Source organism: Phreatobacter sp. (assembly GCF_022843985.1).
Lineage (GTDB): Bacteria > Pseudomonadota > Alphaproteobacteria > Rhizobiales > Phreatobacteraceae > Phreatobacter.
The window spans coordinates 1-17,195 of sequence record NZ_JALHMP010000049.1 but is presented as its reverse complement, the minus strand read 5'-3'; the positions used below and the strand labels follow the sequence as shown (position 1 = coordinate 17,195).

Annotated in this window: 15 protein-coding genes; 5 read left to right on the top strand and 10 right to left on the bottom strand. The window is 70.1% G+C overall.

Annotated features, from left to right (window positions below):
- Positions 1-2,140 (bottom strand): AAA family ATPase (locus tag Q0C57_RS20885; protein ID WP_296579812.1); only part of this gene is annotated, 2,140 nt, incomplete at its 3' end.
- Positions 2,140-3,402, bottom strand: a complete 1,263-nt coding sequence (locus Q0C57_RS20880; RefSeq protein ID WP_296579809.1) for a DNA repair exonuclease — start codon at positions 3,400-3,402, stop codon at positions 2,140-2,142. The genes Q0C57_RS20880 and Q0C57_RS20885, both read right to left, overlap by 1 nt.
- Before the next feature lie 198 nt (positions 3,403-3,600).
- On the opposite strand from Q0C57_RS20880, the gene Q0C57_RS20875 reads away from it, so the two are divergent.
- Entirely contained in the window at positions 3,601-4,383 is a 783-nt protein-coding gene (locus Q0C57_RS20875; protein ID WP_296579806.1) for an SDR family oxidoreductase, read from the top strand.
- Here Q0C57_RS20875 and Q0C57_RS20870 read toward each other — a convergent pair.
- Together Q0C57_RS20870 and Q0C57_RS20865 are read right to left on the bottom strand one after the other, a co-directional pair.
- On the bottom strand, positions 4,380-5,663 hold the full coding sequence (locus Q0C57_RS20870) for a flavin-dependent oxidoreductase (protein ID WP_296579803.1): 1,284 nt from the start codon (positions 5,661-5,663) through the stop codon (positions 4,380-4,382). The genes Q0C57_RS20875 and Q0C57_RS20870 overlap by 4 nt on opposite strands.
- 123 nt (positions 5,664-5,786) lie before the next feature.
- A complete protein-coding gene (locus Q0C57_RS20865; RefSeq protein ID WP_296579798.1) occupies positions 5,787-6,227 on the bottom strand; it encodes an NUDIX hydrolase in 441 nt (146 codons plus the stop codon).
- Between the two features lie 343 nt (positions 6,228-6,570).
- Here Q0C57_RS20865 and Q0C57_RS20860 point away from each other — a divergent pair, with 343 nt between their 5' ends.
- From Q0C57_RS20860 to Q0C57_RS20850, 3 genes are all read left to right on the top strand, one after another.
- A complete protein-coding gene (locus Q0C57_RS20860) occupies positions 6,571-8,193 on the top strand; it encodes an ABC-F family ATP-binding cassette domain-containing protein (RefSeq protein WP_296579795.1) in 1,623 nt (540 codons plus the stop codon).
- A gap of 199 nt (positions 8,194-8,392) precedes the next feature.
- On the top strand, positions 8,393-9,406 hold the full coding sequence (locus Q0C57_RS20855; protein WP_296579792.1) for an alpha/beta fold hydrolase: 1,014 nt from the start codon (positions 8,393-8,395) through the stop codon (positions 9,404-9,406).
- A 111-nt stretch (positions 9,407-9,517) separates the two neighbouring features.
- Positions 9,518-9,844, top strand: coding sequence for an NIPSNAP family protein (locus Q0C57_RS20850; protein WP_296579790.1), 327 nt, complete (start codon positions 9,518-9,520; stop codon positions 9,842-9,844).
- A 54-nt stretch (positions 9,845-9,898) separates the two neighbouring features.
- Here the strand turns inward: Q0C57_RS20850 and Q0C57_RS20845 are convergent, their stop codons facing one another.
- The 6 genes from Q0C57_RS20845 to Q0C57_RS20820 all read right to left on the bottom strand — a co-directional run bounded on the left by Q0C57_RS20845 (position 9,899) and on the right by Q0C57_RS20820 (position 15,265).
- On the bottom strand, positions 9,899-10,267 hold the full coding sequence (locus Q0C57_RS20845; RefSeq protein WP_296579788.1) for a nitrile hydratase accessory protein: 369 nt from the start codon (positions 10,265-10,267) through the stop codon (positions 9,899-9,901).
- Complete coding sequence (gene nthB, locus Q0C57_RS20840) at positions 10,264-10,917, bottom strand: nitrile hydratase subunit beta (RefSeq protein ID WP_296579814.1); 654 nt, start codon at positions 10,915-10,917, stop codon at positions 10,264-10,266. Before nthB ends, Q0C57_RS20845 begins: the two co-directional genes overlap by 4 nt.
- 5 nt (positions 10,918-10,922) lie before the next feature.
- The gene (gene nthA / locus Q0C57_RS20835) at positions 10,923-11,570 is read right to left on the bottom strand and encodes a nitrile hydratase subunit alpha (RefSeq protein WP_296579786.1); all 648 of its coding nucleotides are present in this window, start codon (positions 11,568-11,570) and stop codon (positions 10,923-10,925) included.
- A gap of 87 nt (positions 11,571-11,657) precedes the next feature.
- Positions 11,658-13,391, bottom strand: coding sequence for an AMP-binding protein (locus Q0C57_RS20830; RefSeq protein WP_296579784.1), 1,734 nt, complete (start codon positions 13,389-13,391; stop codon positions 11,658-11,660).
- Positions 13,392-13,484: 93 nt separating this feature from the next.
- Positions 13,485-13,766 carry an EscU/YscU/HrcU family type III secretion system export apparatus switch protein gene (locus tag Q0C57_RS20825; protein ID WP_296579782.1) on the bottom strand — a complete coding sequence of 94 codons (282 nt, stop codon included), beginning with the start codon at positions 13,764-13,766 and terminating at the stop codon, positions 13,485-13,487.
- 14 nt (positions 13,767-13,780) lie between these two features.
- A complete protein-coding gene (locus Q0C57_RS20820; protein ID WP_296579779.1) occupies positions 13,781-15,265 on the bottom strand; it encodes a flagellar hook-length control protein FliK in 1,485 nt (494 codons plus the stop codon).
- Between the two features lie 197 nt (positions 15,266-15,462).
- On the opposite strand from Q0C57_RS20820, the gene Q0C57_RS20815 reads away from it, so the two are divergent.
- On the top strand, positions 15,463-17,195 hold a 1,733-nt coding region (locus Q0C57_RS20815), incomplete at its 3' end, for a BON domain-containing protein (protein ID WP_296579776.1).

The window sequence follows — 17,195 nt, the reverse complement described above, 5'->3', positions numbered from 1 at the left end:
CAAGGGCGTTCCCGGCTGCCTTGGCCAACGCCGCGAGCGGGAGGTCACCGGGGTCGAGGCCGATGGCGGCGACGGCGGCGGCGAGGTCGCGCCGCGCCCTGGCCGCCTCGTCCCGGGCGGCGGCGAGACGATCCTCGCTGTCCTGCAGCCGGTCATGGGCCGCAAGGGCGCTGTCCCGGAGAGCGGCCCAGTGCTCGATCGCATCGAGTCTGGCGGCGAGGGGGGCATCGTCCGGCGGCCCGATCGGCACGGGGCACCGTGCCAGCACCATGCCCTGCAGCAGCGCGAGCGCCGCGTCGGCGTCGGCGGCGCGCTGCGTCTCCCTTGCCATGGCCGCCTGCCGGGTCGCCGCGACCACCGAGAGGTTGCGCAGCTCCGCGAGGCGGTCGGCATGGGCGGCGCGCGCATCGGCGACGGCATCGGCTGCCCGCATCGCCGCCTCGAAAGTCGCCGCCGTGGCGCGGTCGAGGGTCGCGCGATGGGCGGCCCAGGCGGCGTCGCGCTCGCCTCGCAGGGCCGTTGCGGCGGCATCGTCGACGAGACCCGCCGCGGAGCGGAGCGCCGCGAGGGCGGCGGCGGCCTGTTGCTGTTCGGCGGCGAGGTCTTTTTCCTGCCGGCGGGCGCGGGCCGCCTCGGCCGCATGTTCGGTGAGGGCGCGCCGCCAACCGGCCCGTTCGGCACGGTCGGGGACGGGGAGGGCCGCGAGGGCTGCGGGCGGGCCTGACCAGGGGGCGAGCGCCACCATGGCGGCCGAAAGGATGCGGCGGTCCTTGTCCACCTCGCGTTCCAGCAGGGCGAGCCGGGCGCCAAGGTCGCCCTGCCGGACCGGCGCGAGCGCCGCTTCGAGGGCGGCGGTTCTTTCGGGTGCCAGCAGAGTACCAGACGCCGCGAGACGGCGGTGATCATCCTCGGCGCGCGCCAGCGCCTCGCAGGCGTCCTGCAACTCCCGGTTCGCCGTCGCCAGGGCGGCGCTGACCCCCGAATGTTCCTCGATGAGGTCGCGCAACTGCCCGATCAGGGCGGCGGGAAGCGCCAGTGCGGCGGGGTCGGCGGCATCCGGCCGACCGAGGGAGGCGGCGATCGAGCGGAGCTGCTGGTCGGCCTCGGCGAGCGCCCGCCGGCGCTTCGGCAAGTCCTCGACCGCGGTGCGGTAGCGCGCCGTTTCCCGGGCGAGGCGGGCGAGCCGCTCCTCCAGCGGGTGGAGGGCGGCTTCAGGCTGCGGACTGGCGAGGGCCTCCGCGAGGGCCGCGATCTGCCGGTCGAGGGCATCGGCCCGCGCCGTCAATGCGGCATCACTCGTCAGCAGCGCCGGCATGGTGCCGATCCAGTGGCCGGGAGGGTGAGGCAGGTCTGCGAGCGGCGCGAGGGCGGCGAGGATGCGGTCGCGTTCGGTCCTGAGCGGAACGGCGCGGAGGATGCGGGCGAGCTCGTCGTTCCGCGCGCGCGCGACGGCAAGGTCACGGGCGGCGAGCGCATAGGCCTCGTCGGCGCGCGCGAGGGCCTCGGCCAGCCGCTGATGTTCCGACGCCTGGACGTCGATCTGGTCGCGGGCGGCCTTGAGATCGGTGAGGCGACGCTTCAGCGCGGCGATGCGGGTGGTGCTCGCCCGCTTGCGGAAGATGTCGTCGGCCTCCTTGGTCACGGCGTCGAGCTTGCGGGAGAGGTCGGCGAGGCCGCTGCTGGCGGAGAACAGCAGTTCGCCGATGTCGCCCTGGCTGTCGAGGATCGCCTCGCCGCCCCATTCCAGCGTCTCGTCGTCGAGCGAGAACATCATGCGGTAGCTGTCGCGGGTCAGGCCGGCGAGCGGCCCGGCCAGCAGCGTCGGCGCGACGGGCTGGCCGCCGCCGTCGCGCAGGGAAGCCGCGCGCTGCTTGACCCGCCGCAGCTCGTGGGTTTCGCCCGCGAAGGCGAGGACGCCACCCACCTCCATGGTCGCATAGGGATGCAGGAAGGCGTAGCGGGTCTGCTCGGGGATGCCGAAGAGCAGGTCGAGATAGCCGTTCAGCGACGTCGACTTGCCGGCCTCGTTCGGCCCGTAGACGACGTGGAAATCGGGCCCCCCTGCTGGCGGCGCGCCAAAGTCGAGCATGCGGTCGGTGAAACGGCCGTAGCGGATGAGGTCGAGGCGCTGGAGCCGCATCACCGGTCTCCGGCCGGTTCCGCGGCGAGACGCGCCAGCACGTCCTCGCCCGCCTCGCCGAGCAGCGCTTCCACATAGGCCTCGAACTCCGCCTCCGTACCGCCGGAGAAGCCGCGGGCCTCGCCGGGCAGGTCGTCCCGCAGCTCCCGGACGAGGTCGCGGACCGTTTCGCGCACACCGTGCCGGCGCATCGCGTCCGACCGCATGAGGTCGCCGAGCTCGCGCACCGGATCGGCCGACCCGGCATCCTCGACCGGACCCGGTGCCGCGACGGCGAGCTCCATCCTGTCGATCCAGGTCCGTCCGCCCGCCTCCAGCCGCTGTTCGATCTCGGCCAACAGCAGGTCGCGGTCGCGCCGCATCCGCCAGGCGAGCGGCGTGCGGCCGCTCAACATCAGCCGTCCCACCAGATGCGGCGCCTCGGTCCGGTCCCGCATCCGGCCGACCGCCTGTTCGATCGCATCGACCGCCTCGCGCCACCCGGCGATGCCGCCGAGATCGACGGGAATGCGCTCGAACTGGGCGATGCTGGTCGGCCATTCCGTGACGGTGATCCGCCGGTCGTCGCCGATGGTGACGAGCGACACCGATTTCGGGCCGGCTTCGTTGATGTCGCGCCCCTGCGGCATGCCCGGCATGACAACGGTGCGGGGACCGGCATGCTGGGTCCGGGCATGGACATGGCCGAGCGCCCAGTAGTCGAAGCCGGAGCCGTGCAGGTCTGAAAGCGCGCAGGGGGCATAGACGTCATGGCCCGGCGCCCCGGCCAGGCTGGTGTGCATGATGGCGATGTTGACCGCGTCGGCCACGGGCGGGCGGAACTTCGGCACCAGGCTCTCCGGTGCCTGGGGGCGGGCGAAGCTGATGCCGTGGACGGCGACGCCCTTGCCGGCGATCTCGACCTTCTCGCCGCGCCCGCCGAACACCTTCACCGTCGGCGGCAGGATCAGCTCCTGGGTGATCTTCGACAGGGCGTCGTGGTTGCCGCGGATCTTGAAGGTGGCGATGCCCGCCTCATGCAGCCGGCCAAGCTGGGTCGCCAGAAAGCGCGCCGTCTTCATCGAGGTCTGGTCACCGTCATAGAGGTCGCCGGCGATGACGAGGGCATCGACCTTCTGGTCGATGCAGAGGTCGACGATCGCCACCAGGGCCTGCCGGGTCGAATCGCCGATCAGCGCGGCGAGCGCCGGGTTGCGCAGCGCCAGCGACCGCAGCGGCGAATCCAGGTGGATGTCCGCGGTGTGGACGAAGCGGAATGGCAAGACACTGTCCCTCGGGGGCGGCGCGGAATCGTCCACCGACCTTGCCCGGTTGTGCCCTGCTGCTCAACCGTGGCGGATGGCGCGCATCACGGCCCATCAGGCGAGGGGGGTGCCCTGCCGAAGGTGCGGGGGACCTGACGGAGCCTTCGTGCTAGGCCTTGCCGCCATGGCGTGTCGCCACCGGACGGAACAGGACCCATGACGAAGGATCATCAGCGCGTCGCGCTCGTCACCGGCGCAGCCCAAGGCATCGGCCTTGCCGCCGCGCAGCGCTTTCTCGCCGATGGGTGGGCGGTCGCCATGCTCGACAACAAAGGCGCCGTCCTCGCTGCGGCCGCCGCGGCGGCGGGAGCCCCGGACCGGGTGCTCGCCCTGACGCGCGACGTCTCCCGCCCGGCCGATGCGGAGGCGGCGATTGCCGCCGTCGCCGGGCGCTTCGGACGGCTCGATGCCCTGGTGAACAATGCCGGCATCGCCCATTTCGGACCGCTGATGGAGACCCCGCTGGAGGCCTGGAACGAGGTCATGGCGGTCAACCTGACGGGGCCCTTCATCATGACCAAGGCGGCGGTGCCGCTGATGCGCGAGACCGGAGGGGCGATCGTCAACATCACCTCGATCTCGTCGCTGCGCGCCTCGACGCTGCGCGTTGCCTATGGAACGTCCAAGGCCGGGCTCGGCCACCTGACCAAGCAGATGGCGGTGGAACTCGCCAGCTACGGGATCCGCGTCAATGCCGTGGCGCCTGGCCCGGTGGACACCGCCATGGCCAAGAAGGTCCACTCGCCCGAGATCCGCGCCGACTATCACGATGCCATCCCGCTCAACCGCTACGGGCTGCCGGAAGAACTGGCCGACGCCATCGTCTATCTGTGCGGTCCGGGTGCAAGCTATGTCACCGGCCAGACGCTGGCGGTGGATGGCGGGTTCGACGCCGCCGGGATCGGCCTGCCGACGCTGCGGCGCGACCAGAACGGCTAGGCGAGGCGGGCCCGTGCCCCCGCCGCGATCGTCGGCGGCGCGGCGTTGAGCTGTTCCACCGCGAAGCCGGCCGCCCTCTTGTAGCCGGCCATGAAGGCGGTGCGCTCGGTAGGCGGCACGACGGTGTCGATGTCGTCGAACGTGCCGCCGCAGCGTTCGTCGACGAGGTTCAGCAATCCGAAGGGGCCGGCACCACGGTTGCGCAGGACGACCTGCGAAATCGGCCCGCAGAGCTGCGAATCATAGGCGGCCAGCGCCTCGGCATTGACCCCGTGCGCCACCATGGCGGCGCCGAGCACACGGGCGTCGACAATGGCCTGGCTCGCGCCGTTCGACCCGGTCGGATACATGGCGTGGGCGGCATCGCCGAGCAGCGCGACGGGGCCGTCCTGCCATGTGGCGACGGGATCGCGGTCGATCATCGGATTCTCGTAGACGCTGTCGGCGCTGCGGATCAGGGCCGGGACGTCGAGCCAGTCCCAGCGCCAGTCCGCGAAATGATGGATGAAGTCGCCGATCCCGACCTCGCGGAACCAGCCGCGCTGCTTCCACCCGTCGGACGGGTCGACCACGACCTCGGCGATCCAGTTGATCGTCGCCAGGCCGTCGGCGTCCGGGGGCGAGATCGGATAGACCACCATGCGATGGCGATGGGTGCCGAGGCCGATGAAGGAGGCGCCGGTGCGGATCGGCCGGGCGCGGCTGGTGCCCCGCCACATCAGGGCGCCGCCCCAGTGGATGGGCGGCTGGTCGGGATGCATCTGCGCCCGAATGGCGGAGTGGATGCCGTCGGCGCCGATGAGCAGCGCGCCGTGCTCGTCCGAATGGGTTCCGTCGGATGCCGCGACCAGCGCCGTCACCCCGTCCGCATGCTTGCGATATCCTCTTATCTGCCGGCCGAGCTGGACGGCCCCCTGACCGAGGCGCTCCAGCACCTTGTCGTAGAGCAGCATGTGCAGCCGGCCACGATGGGCGGCATATTGCGGCCAGCGATAGCCGGCGAGGCGGCCACGCGGTTCGGAGTAGATGTCGTTGCCGTTGAGACCGACCAGAGCCCATTCCTTCGCCGGACAGCCGACCGTGTCGAGCTCGGTCTCGTCGATGCCGAGATCGGCGAGTTCGCGTACGGCATTGGGCTGGAGATTGATGCCGACGCCAAGGGGACGCATCTCGCGCGCCGATTCGAAGACCGTACAGGCCACGCCGATCTGGTGCAGGGTCAGGGCGGTGACGAGACCGCCGATACCGCCGCCGGCGATGATGACGCGATGGTCGCTCATGGGGGGTCAGGCTCGTCCTCGCGATGGAACAACTATTCTACAGAATATGTCCGAGTTCGCCTCTACCGATTTCCGCCGGCGCCTTCCAGTCCATCCTCGCAAGGAGGTCGCCGGGCAGTCTCGTCAGGTCCCGTCTGGCGCGAAGCTGCGGATCAGCGGGGCCAGTTCGCCGTCGTCAATGATGCTCGCCGCTTCGGCAAGGTCCATCCACCGGCGCTCCCGCCGTTTGCGTTCCGGCCAGGCGGATTTCTGGCGGCGCACCTCGAGCGCATAGACGTCGACCCGGCAGCGTGCCACGGCGCCTGTCGAGAGCAACTTGTCGTAATGATAAAAGCCGATGGCCTGCTTGCCAATCTTGCCCTCGACACCGGCCTCCTCGCCAGCCTCCAACGCCGCGACCTTGTGGGCGGGGCGCTTGCCCATGGGCCAGCCCTTCGGAATGATCCAGCGCCTGGTGCTGCGGGAGGTGATCAGCAGGATCTGAACATCGCCCTCGGTGGTGAGACGATAGGGCAGGGCGGCGAACTGCACGCGGTTCCGCGCCCCGGCCTCGGCAGTGCGCACGTCCGCTCGCCCGGCTTCGATTGCTCCAACGGGCGCTTCATCCACCGAACCAGTCTCCCTCTGTCCGCCGCAGCCACGATCCCGAGTCTGGTCGAGCCGCTGTCCTTCGGACGCCCGCCAACCAATTGCAAGACGATAAGGCCGTCGCAAGGCAGCCATTGCAACGAGGTGTCACTTAATTGTCATAACTTGTTTCATCTGTCTGGGATCTGGCGCGAAAGGACCGATTATGTCCGCCGGCACAGGCGCTCTGCTCCCACTGCACAGCTGGGTTGAGACTTTCGCCGCGAAGGAACATGGCGTAAGGCCCCGGCCATCATCGGTTCTCGGGTTCTCCACGCGCATGATTCGACTGGAAAGCATCGGCAAGCAGAACGGCAAGCAGATTGTCTTCATCGAGGCCTCCGCCGCCCTGCAGCGGGGCGAGAAGATCGGCCTTGTCGGGCCCAACGGTGCCGGCAAGACGACTCTGTTCCGCATGATCACCGGCGAGGAGCCGCCGGACGAGGGCCAGGTCTCCACCGACCGCGGCGTCACCATCGGCTATTTCAGCCAGGATGTCGGCGATATGGCCGGCCGCAGCGCCGTCGCCGAGGTGATGAACGGCGCCGGGCCGGTGAGCGAGGTGGCCGCCGAGCTGAAGGCGCTGGAGGCGGCCATGGCCGATCCCGAACAGGCCGACCGGATGGACGAGATCATCAGCCGTTACGGCGAGGTGCAGGGCCGGTTCGAGGAGCTCGACGGCTATGCGCTGGACGGCCGGGCGCGCGAGGTGCTGGCCGGCCTCGGCTTTTCCGAGGAGATGATGGAGGGCGATGTCGGCAAGCTCTCCGGCGGCTGGAAGATGCGCGTGGCGCTCGCCCGGATCCTGCTGATGCGGCCCGATGTGATGCTGCTCGACGAGCCGTCCAACCATCTCGACATCGAGAGCCTGATCTGGCTGGAGGCCTTCCTGAAGGGCTTCGAGGGGGCCCTGATGATGACCTCCCACGACCGCGAGTTCATGAACCGCATCGTCGGCAAGATCATCGAGATCGACGGCGGCGCGCTGACCACCTATTCCGGTGATTATGCCTTCTACGAGCAGCAGCGGGCGCTGGCGGAGAAGCAGCAGCAGGCGCAGTTCGAGCGCCAGCAGGCCATGCTGGCCAAGGAGATCGCCTTCATCGAGCGGTTCAAGGCGCGCGCCTCCCACGCTGCCCAGGTGCAGAGCCGGGTGAAGAAGCTCGACAAGATCGACCGTGTCGAGCCGCCGCGCCGCCGCCAGACCGTCCTGTTCGAGTTCCAGCCGGCGCCGCGCTCCGGCGAGGACGTCGTCTCCCTCAAGGGCGTCCACAAGCGCTACGGCAGCCGCACGATCTACGAAGGGCTCGACTTCCAGATCCGGCGCCGCGAGCGCTGGGCGATCATGGGGGTCAACGGCGCGGGAAAGTCGACGCTGCTGAAGCTCGTCACGGGGGCGACGGAACCGGACGACGGCACGGTGGCACGCGGCGCCAGCATCAAGATGGGCTATTTCGCCCAGCACGCGATGGAGCTGCTGGACGGCGAGCAGACCGTGTTCCACTGGCTCGAGGAGGCCTTTCCGCAGGCTGGGCAGGGCTCGCTGCGGGCGCTGGCCGGCTGTTTCGGCTTTTCCGGCGACGATGTCGAGAAGCGCTGCCGAGTCCTGTCCGGCGGCGAGAAGGCGCGTCTGGTCATGGCGCGGATGCTCTATGATCCGCCGAATTTCCTGGTGCTGGACGAGCCGACCAACCATCTCGACATGGCCACCAAGGAAATGCTGATCAAGGCGCTGGCCGGCTATGAGGGCACCATGCTCTTCGTCTCGCATGACCGGCATTTCCTCGCCGCCCTCTCCAACCGGGTGCTGGAGCTGACGCCGGAAGGCATCCACGCCTATGGCGGCGGCTATACCGACTATGTCGCGCGCACCGGCCAGGAAGCGCCGGGATTGCGCAGCTGATCCGGCCAACGCGTTCTCCCGTATCAGCGACAGGCTGCGACGACCCGCAAGACGTCGGAGCCACCAGCCAGACCCCGTGGCTGAGGACGAGTGCCGCCGTTTCCCCCCGGCCGGCGCGACGGGAGGCTGTCCTGGCCCGGGCAGCCTCCCCTTTCTTCTGCCGCCCGCCTATGGTGGCGGCAGCATCCAGGGGGACACGGTGGCCGACCACGACATCTTCGACATCCGTTCCTTCGTCCTGCAGCGCGGCCTGACGCTGCCGCTCGCCCGCCTCGCTTACAAGACCTACGGCACGCTGAATGCTGCGCGCAGCAACGCCATACTTTACCCGACCTCCTATGGTGCCCATCACAGCGACATCGACTGGCTGATCGGGCCGGGACGGGTGCTCGACCCGACGCGCTGGTTCATCATCATCCCGAATCAGTTCGGCAACGGCCTGTCCTCCTCGCCCAGCACGCTGGCCGAGCCTTTCGGCCTCGGGCGCGATCCGGTCTTCACCCATGTCGACAATGTCGCGGCGCAGGAGCAGTTGCTGCGGGAGGTCTTCGGAATCGAGCGCCTGGCGCTGGTCTATGGCTGGTCGATGGGGGGCCAGCAGGCTTTGCACTGGGGGGCGCTCCATCCCGACCGGGTCGGCGCGATCTGCGCGGTCTGCACCTCGGCCCGCAGCAGCCCGCACAACCGGGTGTTCCTGGAGGGCATCCGCGCCACGCTCACCACCGATTCGGCCTATCGCGACGGCCGCTTCGTCGAGCGTCCGGTCAAGGGCCTGCGTGCCTTCGCCAGGGTCTATGCCGGCTGGGCGATGAGCCAGGCCTTCTACCGGGAGGAACTGTGGCGGAGCGTCGGCTTCTCCTCCCTGGAGGATTTCCTGGTGCGCAGCTGGGAGGCGAATTTCCTGCGGCGCGACCCGGCCGACCTGCTGTCGATGATCGAGACCTGGATGGCCTCGGACATCTCCGCCAATCCGGTCTATGGCGGTGATCTGGCGCGTGCCCTCGGGGCGATCACCGCGCGGTCGATCATCATGCCGTCGGAGACCGACCTCTATTTCCCTACGGCCGACAGCGCGATCGAAACCGCCATGATGCCCAATGCCACGTTGCGGCCGATCCCCTCCATCTGGGGGCATCGCGCCGGCAATCCGGCCCAGAACCCCGCGGATGAGGCGCTGTTGCGGCAGGCCGTGCAGGACCTGCTGGCAGGCTAGAGCGGCGACCGGTTCCGCGACGATCTTCCGGGAGCCGGCCATTCGCTGGCGTCGATGGCCAAGAGCTGCGGCGCACGGCATGGTGGTGGTCCCATCAGGGAAGGAAAGTCCATGATCTACGAATTGCGCGTCTACAATTGCCTGCCCGGTCGCCTGCCCAAGCTGCTGGCCCGCTTTCAGAATCACACGCTGAAGATCTGGGAGAAGCACGGCATCCGCCAGGCCGGCTTCTTCACCACGGCCATCGGTCCGTCGAACAACGACCTGACCTATCTGCTGGCCTGGGAATCCATGGCCGAGCGCGAGGCCAAATGGGTCGCCTTCCAGCAGGATCCGGACTGGAACGCCGCGCGCAGCGAGAGCGAGAGCGACGGGCCGATCGTTGCCAATATCGCCAGCTCGTTCCTGGCGCCGACGGCCTTCTCCTCGGTGAAATGACGGTCCGGGGCGGGCTCGCAGGGGCCCGCCCGGCAGCGCCGCCGCGGATGCGCCTTAGCCGTGGGCGGCCAGGACAATCGGCTGGCCGTGCGGGGTTGCCTCCGCCGCGCGATGCCAGGCGGCGGTCGTGTCCGCGATCGCCGGCGCGGTGGTCACGCCCTTGGCAATCACCAGCCGTTCCAGTGCCCGCAGCCAATGGCCGTAATAGGTCTCGCCCGTGTCAGGATCGCCGGCGGCCTGGGCGGCGCGGATCTCGGCGGAGAGCGTCTCCGCCCATTCGGCCCAGGTGAACAGGCCGCGCTGGTGCAGCGTCACGACCAGCGCGAAGGCATGGGCCTCCCAGGGCTCGCGAAAGACGGGCCCCTCGGCATCACAGGGGATGTGGGGGAGGGCGGCGATGTCGGGAGCGAGGGCCTGGGTCATGCCGGGCTCAGATAGCTGTCCCAGGCGTCGACGGAGACGCTGGATGCGGGGTCGCCCTCGGTCCCGAAAAGCTCCCGCCCGTCGAACCGCACGGTGTAGAGCCATTCGGGCGCCTCGCCCGCGCCGGTGGCGTTGATGTCGGCGAAGACGTGGACGCCGTGCCGATGGGTGATCGTGCCTGTCTTGCCCTGGACATAGCGCGGCAGACGCGTATGGCCCTGCGGCGCCGGCATGGTCGCGGTCCGGACGCGGTCGCCGACGGCGAAGCGGGCGTGACCCGTCGCCTCCCGTTCGGTCGGACCGCCGCGCGCCAGCACGGCCGGGACTTGATCCGCGGTGAGAAGCCGGGGGAGGATCCTTGCCGGATCGACGGCGTGGCCGGCGGCGAGATCGGCTTCGGTGACGAGGCCGCGGTCAGTCACCAGGCGCTCGAGGCCGCCGGTCCAGACCTCATAATAGCTCATGCCGAGATAGCCGGGCTGCTGCTCGCGGGCGGCGCGGGACTGGTCGATGTTCCAGGCGCCGGTGGCGCCCATGGCGAGGGTGAGGGCCAGGGCCCGCTTCTCCCAGGGCGCGTGGAACAGCGGCTCGTCGCGTTCCGGGATGACGGGGCCAAGGCCCAGGCGGCCGCCGAGATCGGCATGGGTCACATAGGTCATGCCACCGCCTCCGGGCTGCGGGCGAGGCCCGTGCCGATCATGGAATCGCGGCTGACGAGAGCGGCGAGGCGCGCCTCGTCCCAGCCCTCGGTGCCGGCGGGACGTTCGGGCAGGACGAGATAGCGGATCTCGGCCGTGGAATCCCAGACCTTGACGGCCTTGCCAGCGGGCAGGGTGACGCCGAAATCGGCGAGGACGCCGCGCGGGTCGCGCACCGCCTTGGCCCGGTAGGGCGCCGACTTGTACCAGACCGGCGGCAGGCCGAGCACCGGCCACGGGTAGCAGGAGCACAGCGTGCAGACGACCATGTTATGGGTGTCGGGCGTGTTCTCGACCGCCACCAGATGTTCGCCCTGGCGGCCGGCAAAGCCGAGTTCGGCGACGGCGGCGGTGGCGTCCGCCAGCAGCCGGGCACGGTAGGCGGGGTCGACCCAGCTCTTCGCCACGACACGGGCGCCGTTATGCGGCCCGACCTTGGTCTCGTAGGTCTCGATCAGCACGTCGAGGGCGGCGGGATCGACATAGCCCTTCGCGACGAGGATCGTCTCCAGCGCCCGGACCCGTGCGTCCATGGGCGACAACTCGCTGTGGTCGTGGTCGTGGTCGTCGTGATGATGATGGTCGTGGTGATCGTGATCGGTCATGGCGCGTCTCCACCTGCGCGGAGGCTAGCGCGCCGGCCAGCCAGGGGAAAGGCGGCCGCCGCGCGCGGCCGCCCTGCGGCGAGGCCCTCAGGCCTTCGGTGCCTTCGCCATTTCCTCGGCGCGCAGGTCCTTGCGCAGGATCTTGCCGACATTCGACTTCGGCAGTTCGGTGCGGAACTCGACGAGCTTGGGCACCTTGTAGCCGGTCAGATGCTCCTTGCAGAAGGCGCGGATCTCCTCGCCGGTGACATCCGAGCCGGGCTTGCGGACGACGAAGGCCTTCACCGCCTCGCCGGCGGCGCCGTCCGGCACGCCGACCACGGCGACTTCGAGGATGGCCGGGTGCTTGGCCAGCGTATCCTCGACCTCGTTGGGGAAGACGTTGAAGCCGGAGACCAGCACCATGTCCTTCTTCCGGTCGACGATGGTGAAATAGCCGTCCGCGTCCTGGGTGGCGATGTCGCCGGTGTAGAGCCAGCCGTCGCGCACCGTGCGGGCGGTCTCGTCAGGCTTGCGCCAGTAGCCGGCCATGATCTGCGGGCCGCGGGCGATGAGTTCGCCGGGCTGGCCATGCGGCACTTCCTTGCCGTCGTCGTCGACGCACTTGATGTCGGTGGAGGGAACGGGAACGCCGATCGTGCCCTCCCTCACCGCATCGAGCGGGTTGAAGGTGAGGACGGGGGAGGATTCGGTCAGGCCGTAGCCCTCGATCACCGGGGTGCGTGTCACCTCGTGCCAGCGCTTGGCGACCGCGTCCTGCAGCGCCATGCCGCCGGCGCAGGAGCTCTTCAGGGCCTTGGGCGGGTTGTCGCGGAACCAGGCCTCGTTGTTGAGACCGTTGAACAGCGTGTTGACGCCGGTCAGGGTCGAGATCGGGAACTTCTCGAAGGCCTTCTGCAGGTTGGTCAGCGGCCGCGGATTCGGCACCATCACATTGTGGGCGCCAAGCACCCAGTAGCCGAGCATGTTCACGGTGAAGGCGAAGATATGATAGAGCGGCAGCGCGGTGAGGATCGTCTCCTCGCCCTTGACCATGTTCGACGCGACCATTTCCAGGGCCTGCGCCATGTTCATGACGAGGTTGCCGTGGGTCAACATGGCGCCTTTGGAGACGCCCGTCGTTCCGCCGGTATATTGCAACACGGCGAGCGTATCGAGGCCGACGGTCTCGGCATAGACGGTGACCTTGACGCCCGCCTTTCGCGCCGCGCCGGCAGCGAGGGCGGCCTGGAAGGTCGTGTGTTCCACCGGAACGGGCTTCACCGACTTGTCCTTGTACTTCTGGACGAGGCCGACCAGCGTGCCCTGGAGCCAGGGCATGAAGTCGGTGATCGAGGAGACGACGACGTGGCGCACCTTGTGGCGCGTGAAGGCGGCCGGCAGCTTGTCGGCAAACATGTCGATGATGACGAGCAGGTCCGGCTCGCCGTCGGCGAAGACATTGCCCATCTCCTCCGCCGTGTAGAGCGGATTGACGTTGATGAGGACGCAGCCGGCCTTGAACACGCCGAAGGCGACGATCGGGAAGGCGAGGGCGTTCGGCGTCTGCAGCGCGACGCGCGCGCCAGGCTCAAGCTTCAGGACCTCCCGCAGATAGACGGCAAAATCATCCGACAGGCGATCGATATCGGCATAGGTGAGCGAGCCGCCCATGCCGTTGGGCAGGCAGAGGGAGAAGGCGGTCTTGGCCCCGAAGGTGCGCGCCACGGAGCGGACCATGGCGGCGAGATTGGGATGGGGAGCCTCATCGATCGTGTGGCGCATGCCGACCGAATAGAATTTCGTCCAGGGCCTCACAGGCGCGCTGTCGACTTGGGTCATGCCGTCCTCCCGGGATTTTCTTGTGTCTCAGCCTATAATCCAATGCCGCAGGGGCCGCCAGACGGCGCGATGTCCTGCCTGGGGACGATCGGCCTAGCGCAGTTTGCCGGCGGCGCGCAGCACGAAACCGATCACCTCGGCGACGGCCCGGTACAGTTCTTCGGGGATATGGTCATCCACCGCGACCCCCGATAGGGCTTCGGCGAGAAGCGGATTGCCTTCGATGGCGACGCCGTGTTCGCGCGCCGTGGCGATGATCTTCTCGGCGACGAGGCCGCGGCCGGAGGCGGTGACGCGGGGAGCGGCGTCCTTGCCCATCTCATATTCCAGCGCGACGGCGATGGTGGCCCGCGGGGGCATGTCCTGCCCGCTCATCCTGTCCTCCACATTCATGACGACCGGTCGAGGCGGTGGCGGGGCAGGCCGGCCTGTGCGCGCGGGTCGGGCGGCGTTCCCGATGCGATGGTCAGCTGCTCGATCATGAAGGCGGATGCGGCCAGCGCGTCGGAGAGCCCGGCCCGCTGGGCCTCGAGGGCTGCCGCGACATTGTCCCGCTCGGCCCAGAGCTGGATGCCGACGCGGCCGTCGTGCCAGCGCACGGCGGCATGGATGGGTCCCAGAGGCTCGGCATCGAGGGAAAAGCGCATGGTCCAGTCGCCGCCCTTGCGGGAGCGGGCCGCAGGCTCGTCGGCCTCGTCCCGGTCGCGCTGGATCTGGAACTGGACGACGGCGGTGTCCGCCCCGACCCGCAGGGGTACCTCCAGGGTCGTCAGGGCCGGCAGGTCCGTGCGGATGCCGTCCCGCATGTCGGGCAGGGAGGCCGCCTGCAGCAGGGTGATGCGCGCCAGGGCGGCTTCCGTACGTTCGGTCAGGACCTGCGCCACCTCGGCCGGGGTGGCGGCCGTACCGAGCTGGCTCTGCTGGACCGGCTGGCCGTGGGGAAGGGCGCCGCGGACGGGTGGACGTTCGTGACCCGCCACTTTGGCGGCCGCCGGGGCCTCCGCCGGATCATGACCGGCCGGCCAGGCTGCCAGGGCCGATTGCAGCCGCTGCAGCGCCGCCTTCAGGTCCGGCGGCAGCGGCATGCCCGCCGGCAGCGCGGCGAGCCTCGCCTCCAGCTGCGCGCCGGAATCGTGCAGTGCACGCGTCAGTCCCGCCGGTGTCGCCAGGGTTTCAGCCGGAACGCGGAAGCCGAGGACCTCGGCCATGGCGCGGGCGACCGGTGCCGGGATCTCCGTCCGCGTGCGGCCCTGGGCCACGGCGGTGAGGTCGGCGAAGAGCGCGGTCAGGCTGTCCTGCCGCCCGGCGGCAGCCCGAACGCCCTGGATCAGCGCATCATGCAGCGCCTTGGGCGGCGAAGGGCCATCCTCGCTGGGCTCCGCCGCGGGCGGGTTCGGGGCGCCGCGCGCCGCCAGCGCCACCTGTGCTCCCTCGGTGAGGCGGGTGGTGCCGGGGGCCACGAGACCGCGGGCCAGAAGGTCCACCAGCGCCGCGGCGACCGTTCCTGCGGCAGGCAGTGCCGCTGCGGGGGGTGCCGCCGCGGCGGGGGGCGCCGACGGTCCAGCCTGCACCGCCATGGCCGGGGCGGCGCGGGCCGGCGCGAGACCGGCCTCCGCCAGGGCGATCTTCACCGCCTGGCCACCGCGTTCCATGGTCAGCATGACGTCAGTGCCCGGCACCAGCGGCTGGCTGGACCGGACGTCGAGCGTGCCGGTGCCAATGGCCAGCCTGGCGATTCCTTCCGACAGCATCGCAGCGACCCGCGCGGCGACGGCCTCGCCGGGCTTCGCGCCAAGCGCCTCCAGTGCCGCGCGCAGGGTGACCGGCTCGACGGGGGCTACTGCCTGGGTAGGCCTGATGCTCTCCACACTCACGCCGGTTGTCTCCCGCGCGTTCCGGAAACGGAGCCTGACGGATGAATCATGACCGATTCGGTAATGCCGATCTTGACTCGCGTTGCGTTCCACACCGAAATCGCTCTGAAACCCGCCCGCCTGGTCTGCTTGCGGCGCGCAGGCGAGGCGGGACAAGCCGGCCGCACAGCGGCGGCGAACGAGTGAGGACGAGTTTCATGTTGCATCAGCCGCGTCGTTGGCTCCCAGGCCTGCTGCCGCTCGCCCTCCTGGCCGGCGGTTCTCTCTGGTGGAAACAGAACGCCGTCGAAGCCGATCTGGCCGCCCGCGCGACGCGGGCGATCGCCGCCACGTCCACCGTCGACGGCAAGCCCTGGGCCAGCGTCAGCGTCCGCGGCCGCGATGTGGTCATCACCGGTACGGCGCCGAGCCTCGCCGCGGGCGCCGCCGCCGAGACCATCTCGGAAGGCGAGTTCGGCGTCCGCCGCGCCGCTGCGGCCAATGACCTGCTGCCGGCCGCCAATCCTTTCGGCTGGTCGGCGCGGCGTGAGGGCCAGACCGTCACGCTGTCCGGACAGGTCGCGCCGGATGGCGCGCGGGCACGTCTCGTCGAGGCGGCGCGCCGGGCGGTCTCCGGCGCCGAGGTGAGCGACCTCATGACACTGGCGCGCGACATTCCCGCCACCGCCACCCGCGCCGCCGAAATGGGCCTCGAACAGCTGGGGCGGGTCACGTCCGGATCGGCGACGCTGACCGGCACGGCCTTCCGCTTCACCGGCACCGCCGGCGATGCTGCGACCAGAGCGGCGATCGAACTGGCGCTCGGCGCGCTGCCCCAGGGGATCACCGGCGGTGGTATCAACGTCACCGTTCCCGGCCCTGCCGTGTCGCAGGCGCCGCCGCCGGCGGCAATCCTGCCGCCCGAGGCCGACTGGTCGGCGGTCAAGGCGGCCGACGGCGCCATCCGGCTCGTCGGATCGATCGGCTCGCCCGAGGCGCGCGAGCGCATCCTGGGAGACGCCCGTGCCTCGACCACCGGGCCGGTGACCGATGCCATGACCGTCATTGGCGGGCTGCCCGCCAATCTCGAGGGCAAGGCGCTCGCCGCCATCGACCAGCTCAAAGGTCTGGCCAGCGGCACCGCGAAGATCACCGGCACCGTCTATTCCTTCACCGGGGTCGCGGCCGATCCGGCTGCTTTCGAGCGGCTGGCCGGGGCGGTGCGCGGCATGCAGGACGGTTTCTCGATCGGCGACCTGATCGTCGCGCCGCCGGTCATCTCGCCCTATAGCTGGAGTGCGAGGCGCTTGCCGGATGCGCTGACCCTGCAGGGCTTCGCGCCGTCGGAGGCTGCCAAGGCGGCCGTCCTGGTACTGGCCGGGCAGCTCGCGGGCGGACTGCGCGTCGTCGACGAGATGCGTCTTGCAGGCGGCTTTCCCGACGGCATCGACTATGCGGGTCTGACCCGTACCGCTCTCACCCAGCTCTTCCGCCTCACCGAAGGGTCCGCCCAGATCAACGGCAACCGTCTGACGCTGGCCGGCCGCGCCGCGGATCCCAATGTTGCCGTCAGCATCCGGGAGGCGCTCGCCGCCCTTGGCGGGCCGGTGATCGCGATCACCGACATCGCCCTGCCTCCGGCCGAGATCCCGCCGCCGCCGCCACCGCCGCCGCTGTCGGCCGATCTTGTGGCGCCGCCGCCGCGGCTCGAGACCATGGCGCCCGCGGTCCAGCAATTGGCGCTGCCGACCATTCCTGTCCCGCCGCCATCGGTGGAAGCCATGGCGCCGCCCGTGCAGCAACTCGCCCTGCCGGTAGTGCCGCCGGCCTTGCCGCCGGCGACCCCCCAGCTCGCAGCCCAGGCCGCGGCGGCCTCCGGCAGCGCCGGATCAGGGGCAGCGGTCGCTGCCGTCAGCCCGGTCACGCCGTCACCTCCCGCCCCGGCGGCCGG

What these genes read in the sequence shown, in the direction of transcription:
- Q0C57_RS20860 (WP_296579795.1), top strand. Translation starts at nt 6,571, where the DNA reads ATGATTCGACTGGAAAGCATCGGCAAGCAGAACGGCAAGCAGATTGTC.
- Q0C57_RS20850 (WP_296579790.1), top strand. Translation starts at nt 9,518, where the DNA reads ATGATCTACGAATTGCGCGTCTACAATTGCCTGCCCGGTCGCCTGCCC.
- Q0C57_RS20845 (WP_296579788.1), bottom strand. Translation starts at nt 10,267, where the DNA reads ATGACCCAGGCCCTCGCTCCCGACATCGCCGCCCTCCCCCACATCCCC.
- Q0C57_RS20875 (WP_296579806.1), top strand. Translation starts at nt 3,601, where the DNA reads ATGACGAAGGATCATCAGCGCGTCGCGCTCGTCACCGGCGCAGCCCAA.
- Q0C57_RS20825 (WP_296579782.1), bottom strand. Translation starts at nt 13,766, where the DNA reads ATGAGCGGGCAGGACATGCCCCCGCGGGCCACCATCGCCGTCGCGCTG.
- Q0C57_RS20830 (WP_296579784.1), bottom strand. Translation starts at nt 13,391, where the DNA reads ATGACCCAAGTCGACAGCGCGCCTGTGAGGCCCTGGACGAAATTCTAT.
- nthA (WP_296579786.1), bottom strand. Translation starts at nt 11,570, where the DNA reads ATGACCGATCACGATCACCACGACCATCATCATCACGACGACCACGAC.
- Q0C57_RS20870 (WP_296579803.1), bottom strand. Translation starts at nt 5,663, where the DNA reads ATGAGCGACCATCGCGTCATCATCGCCGGCGGCGGTATCGGCGGTCTC.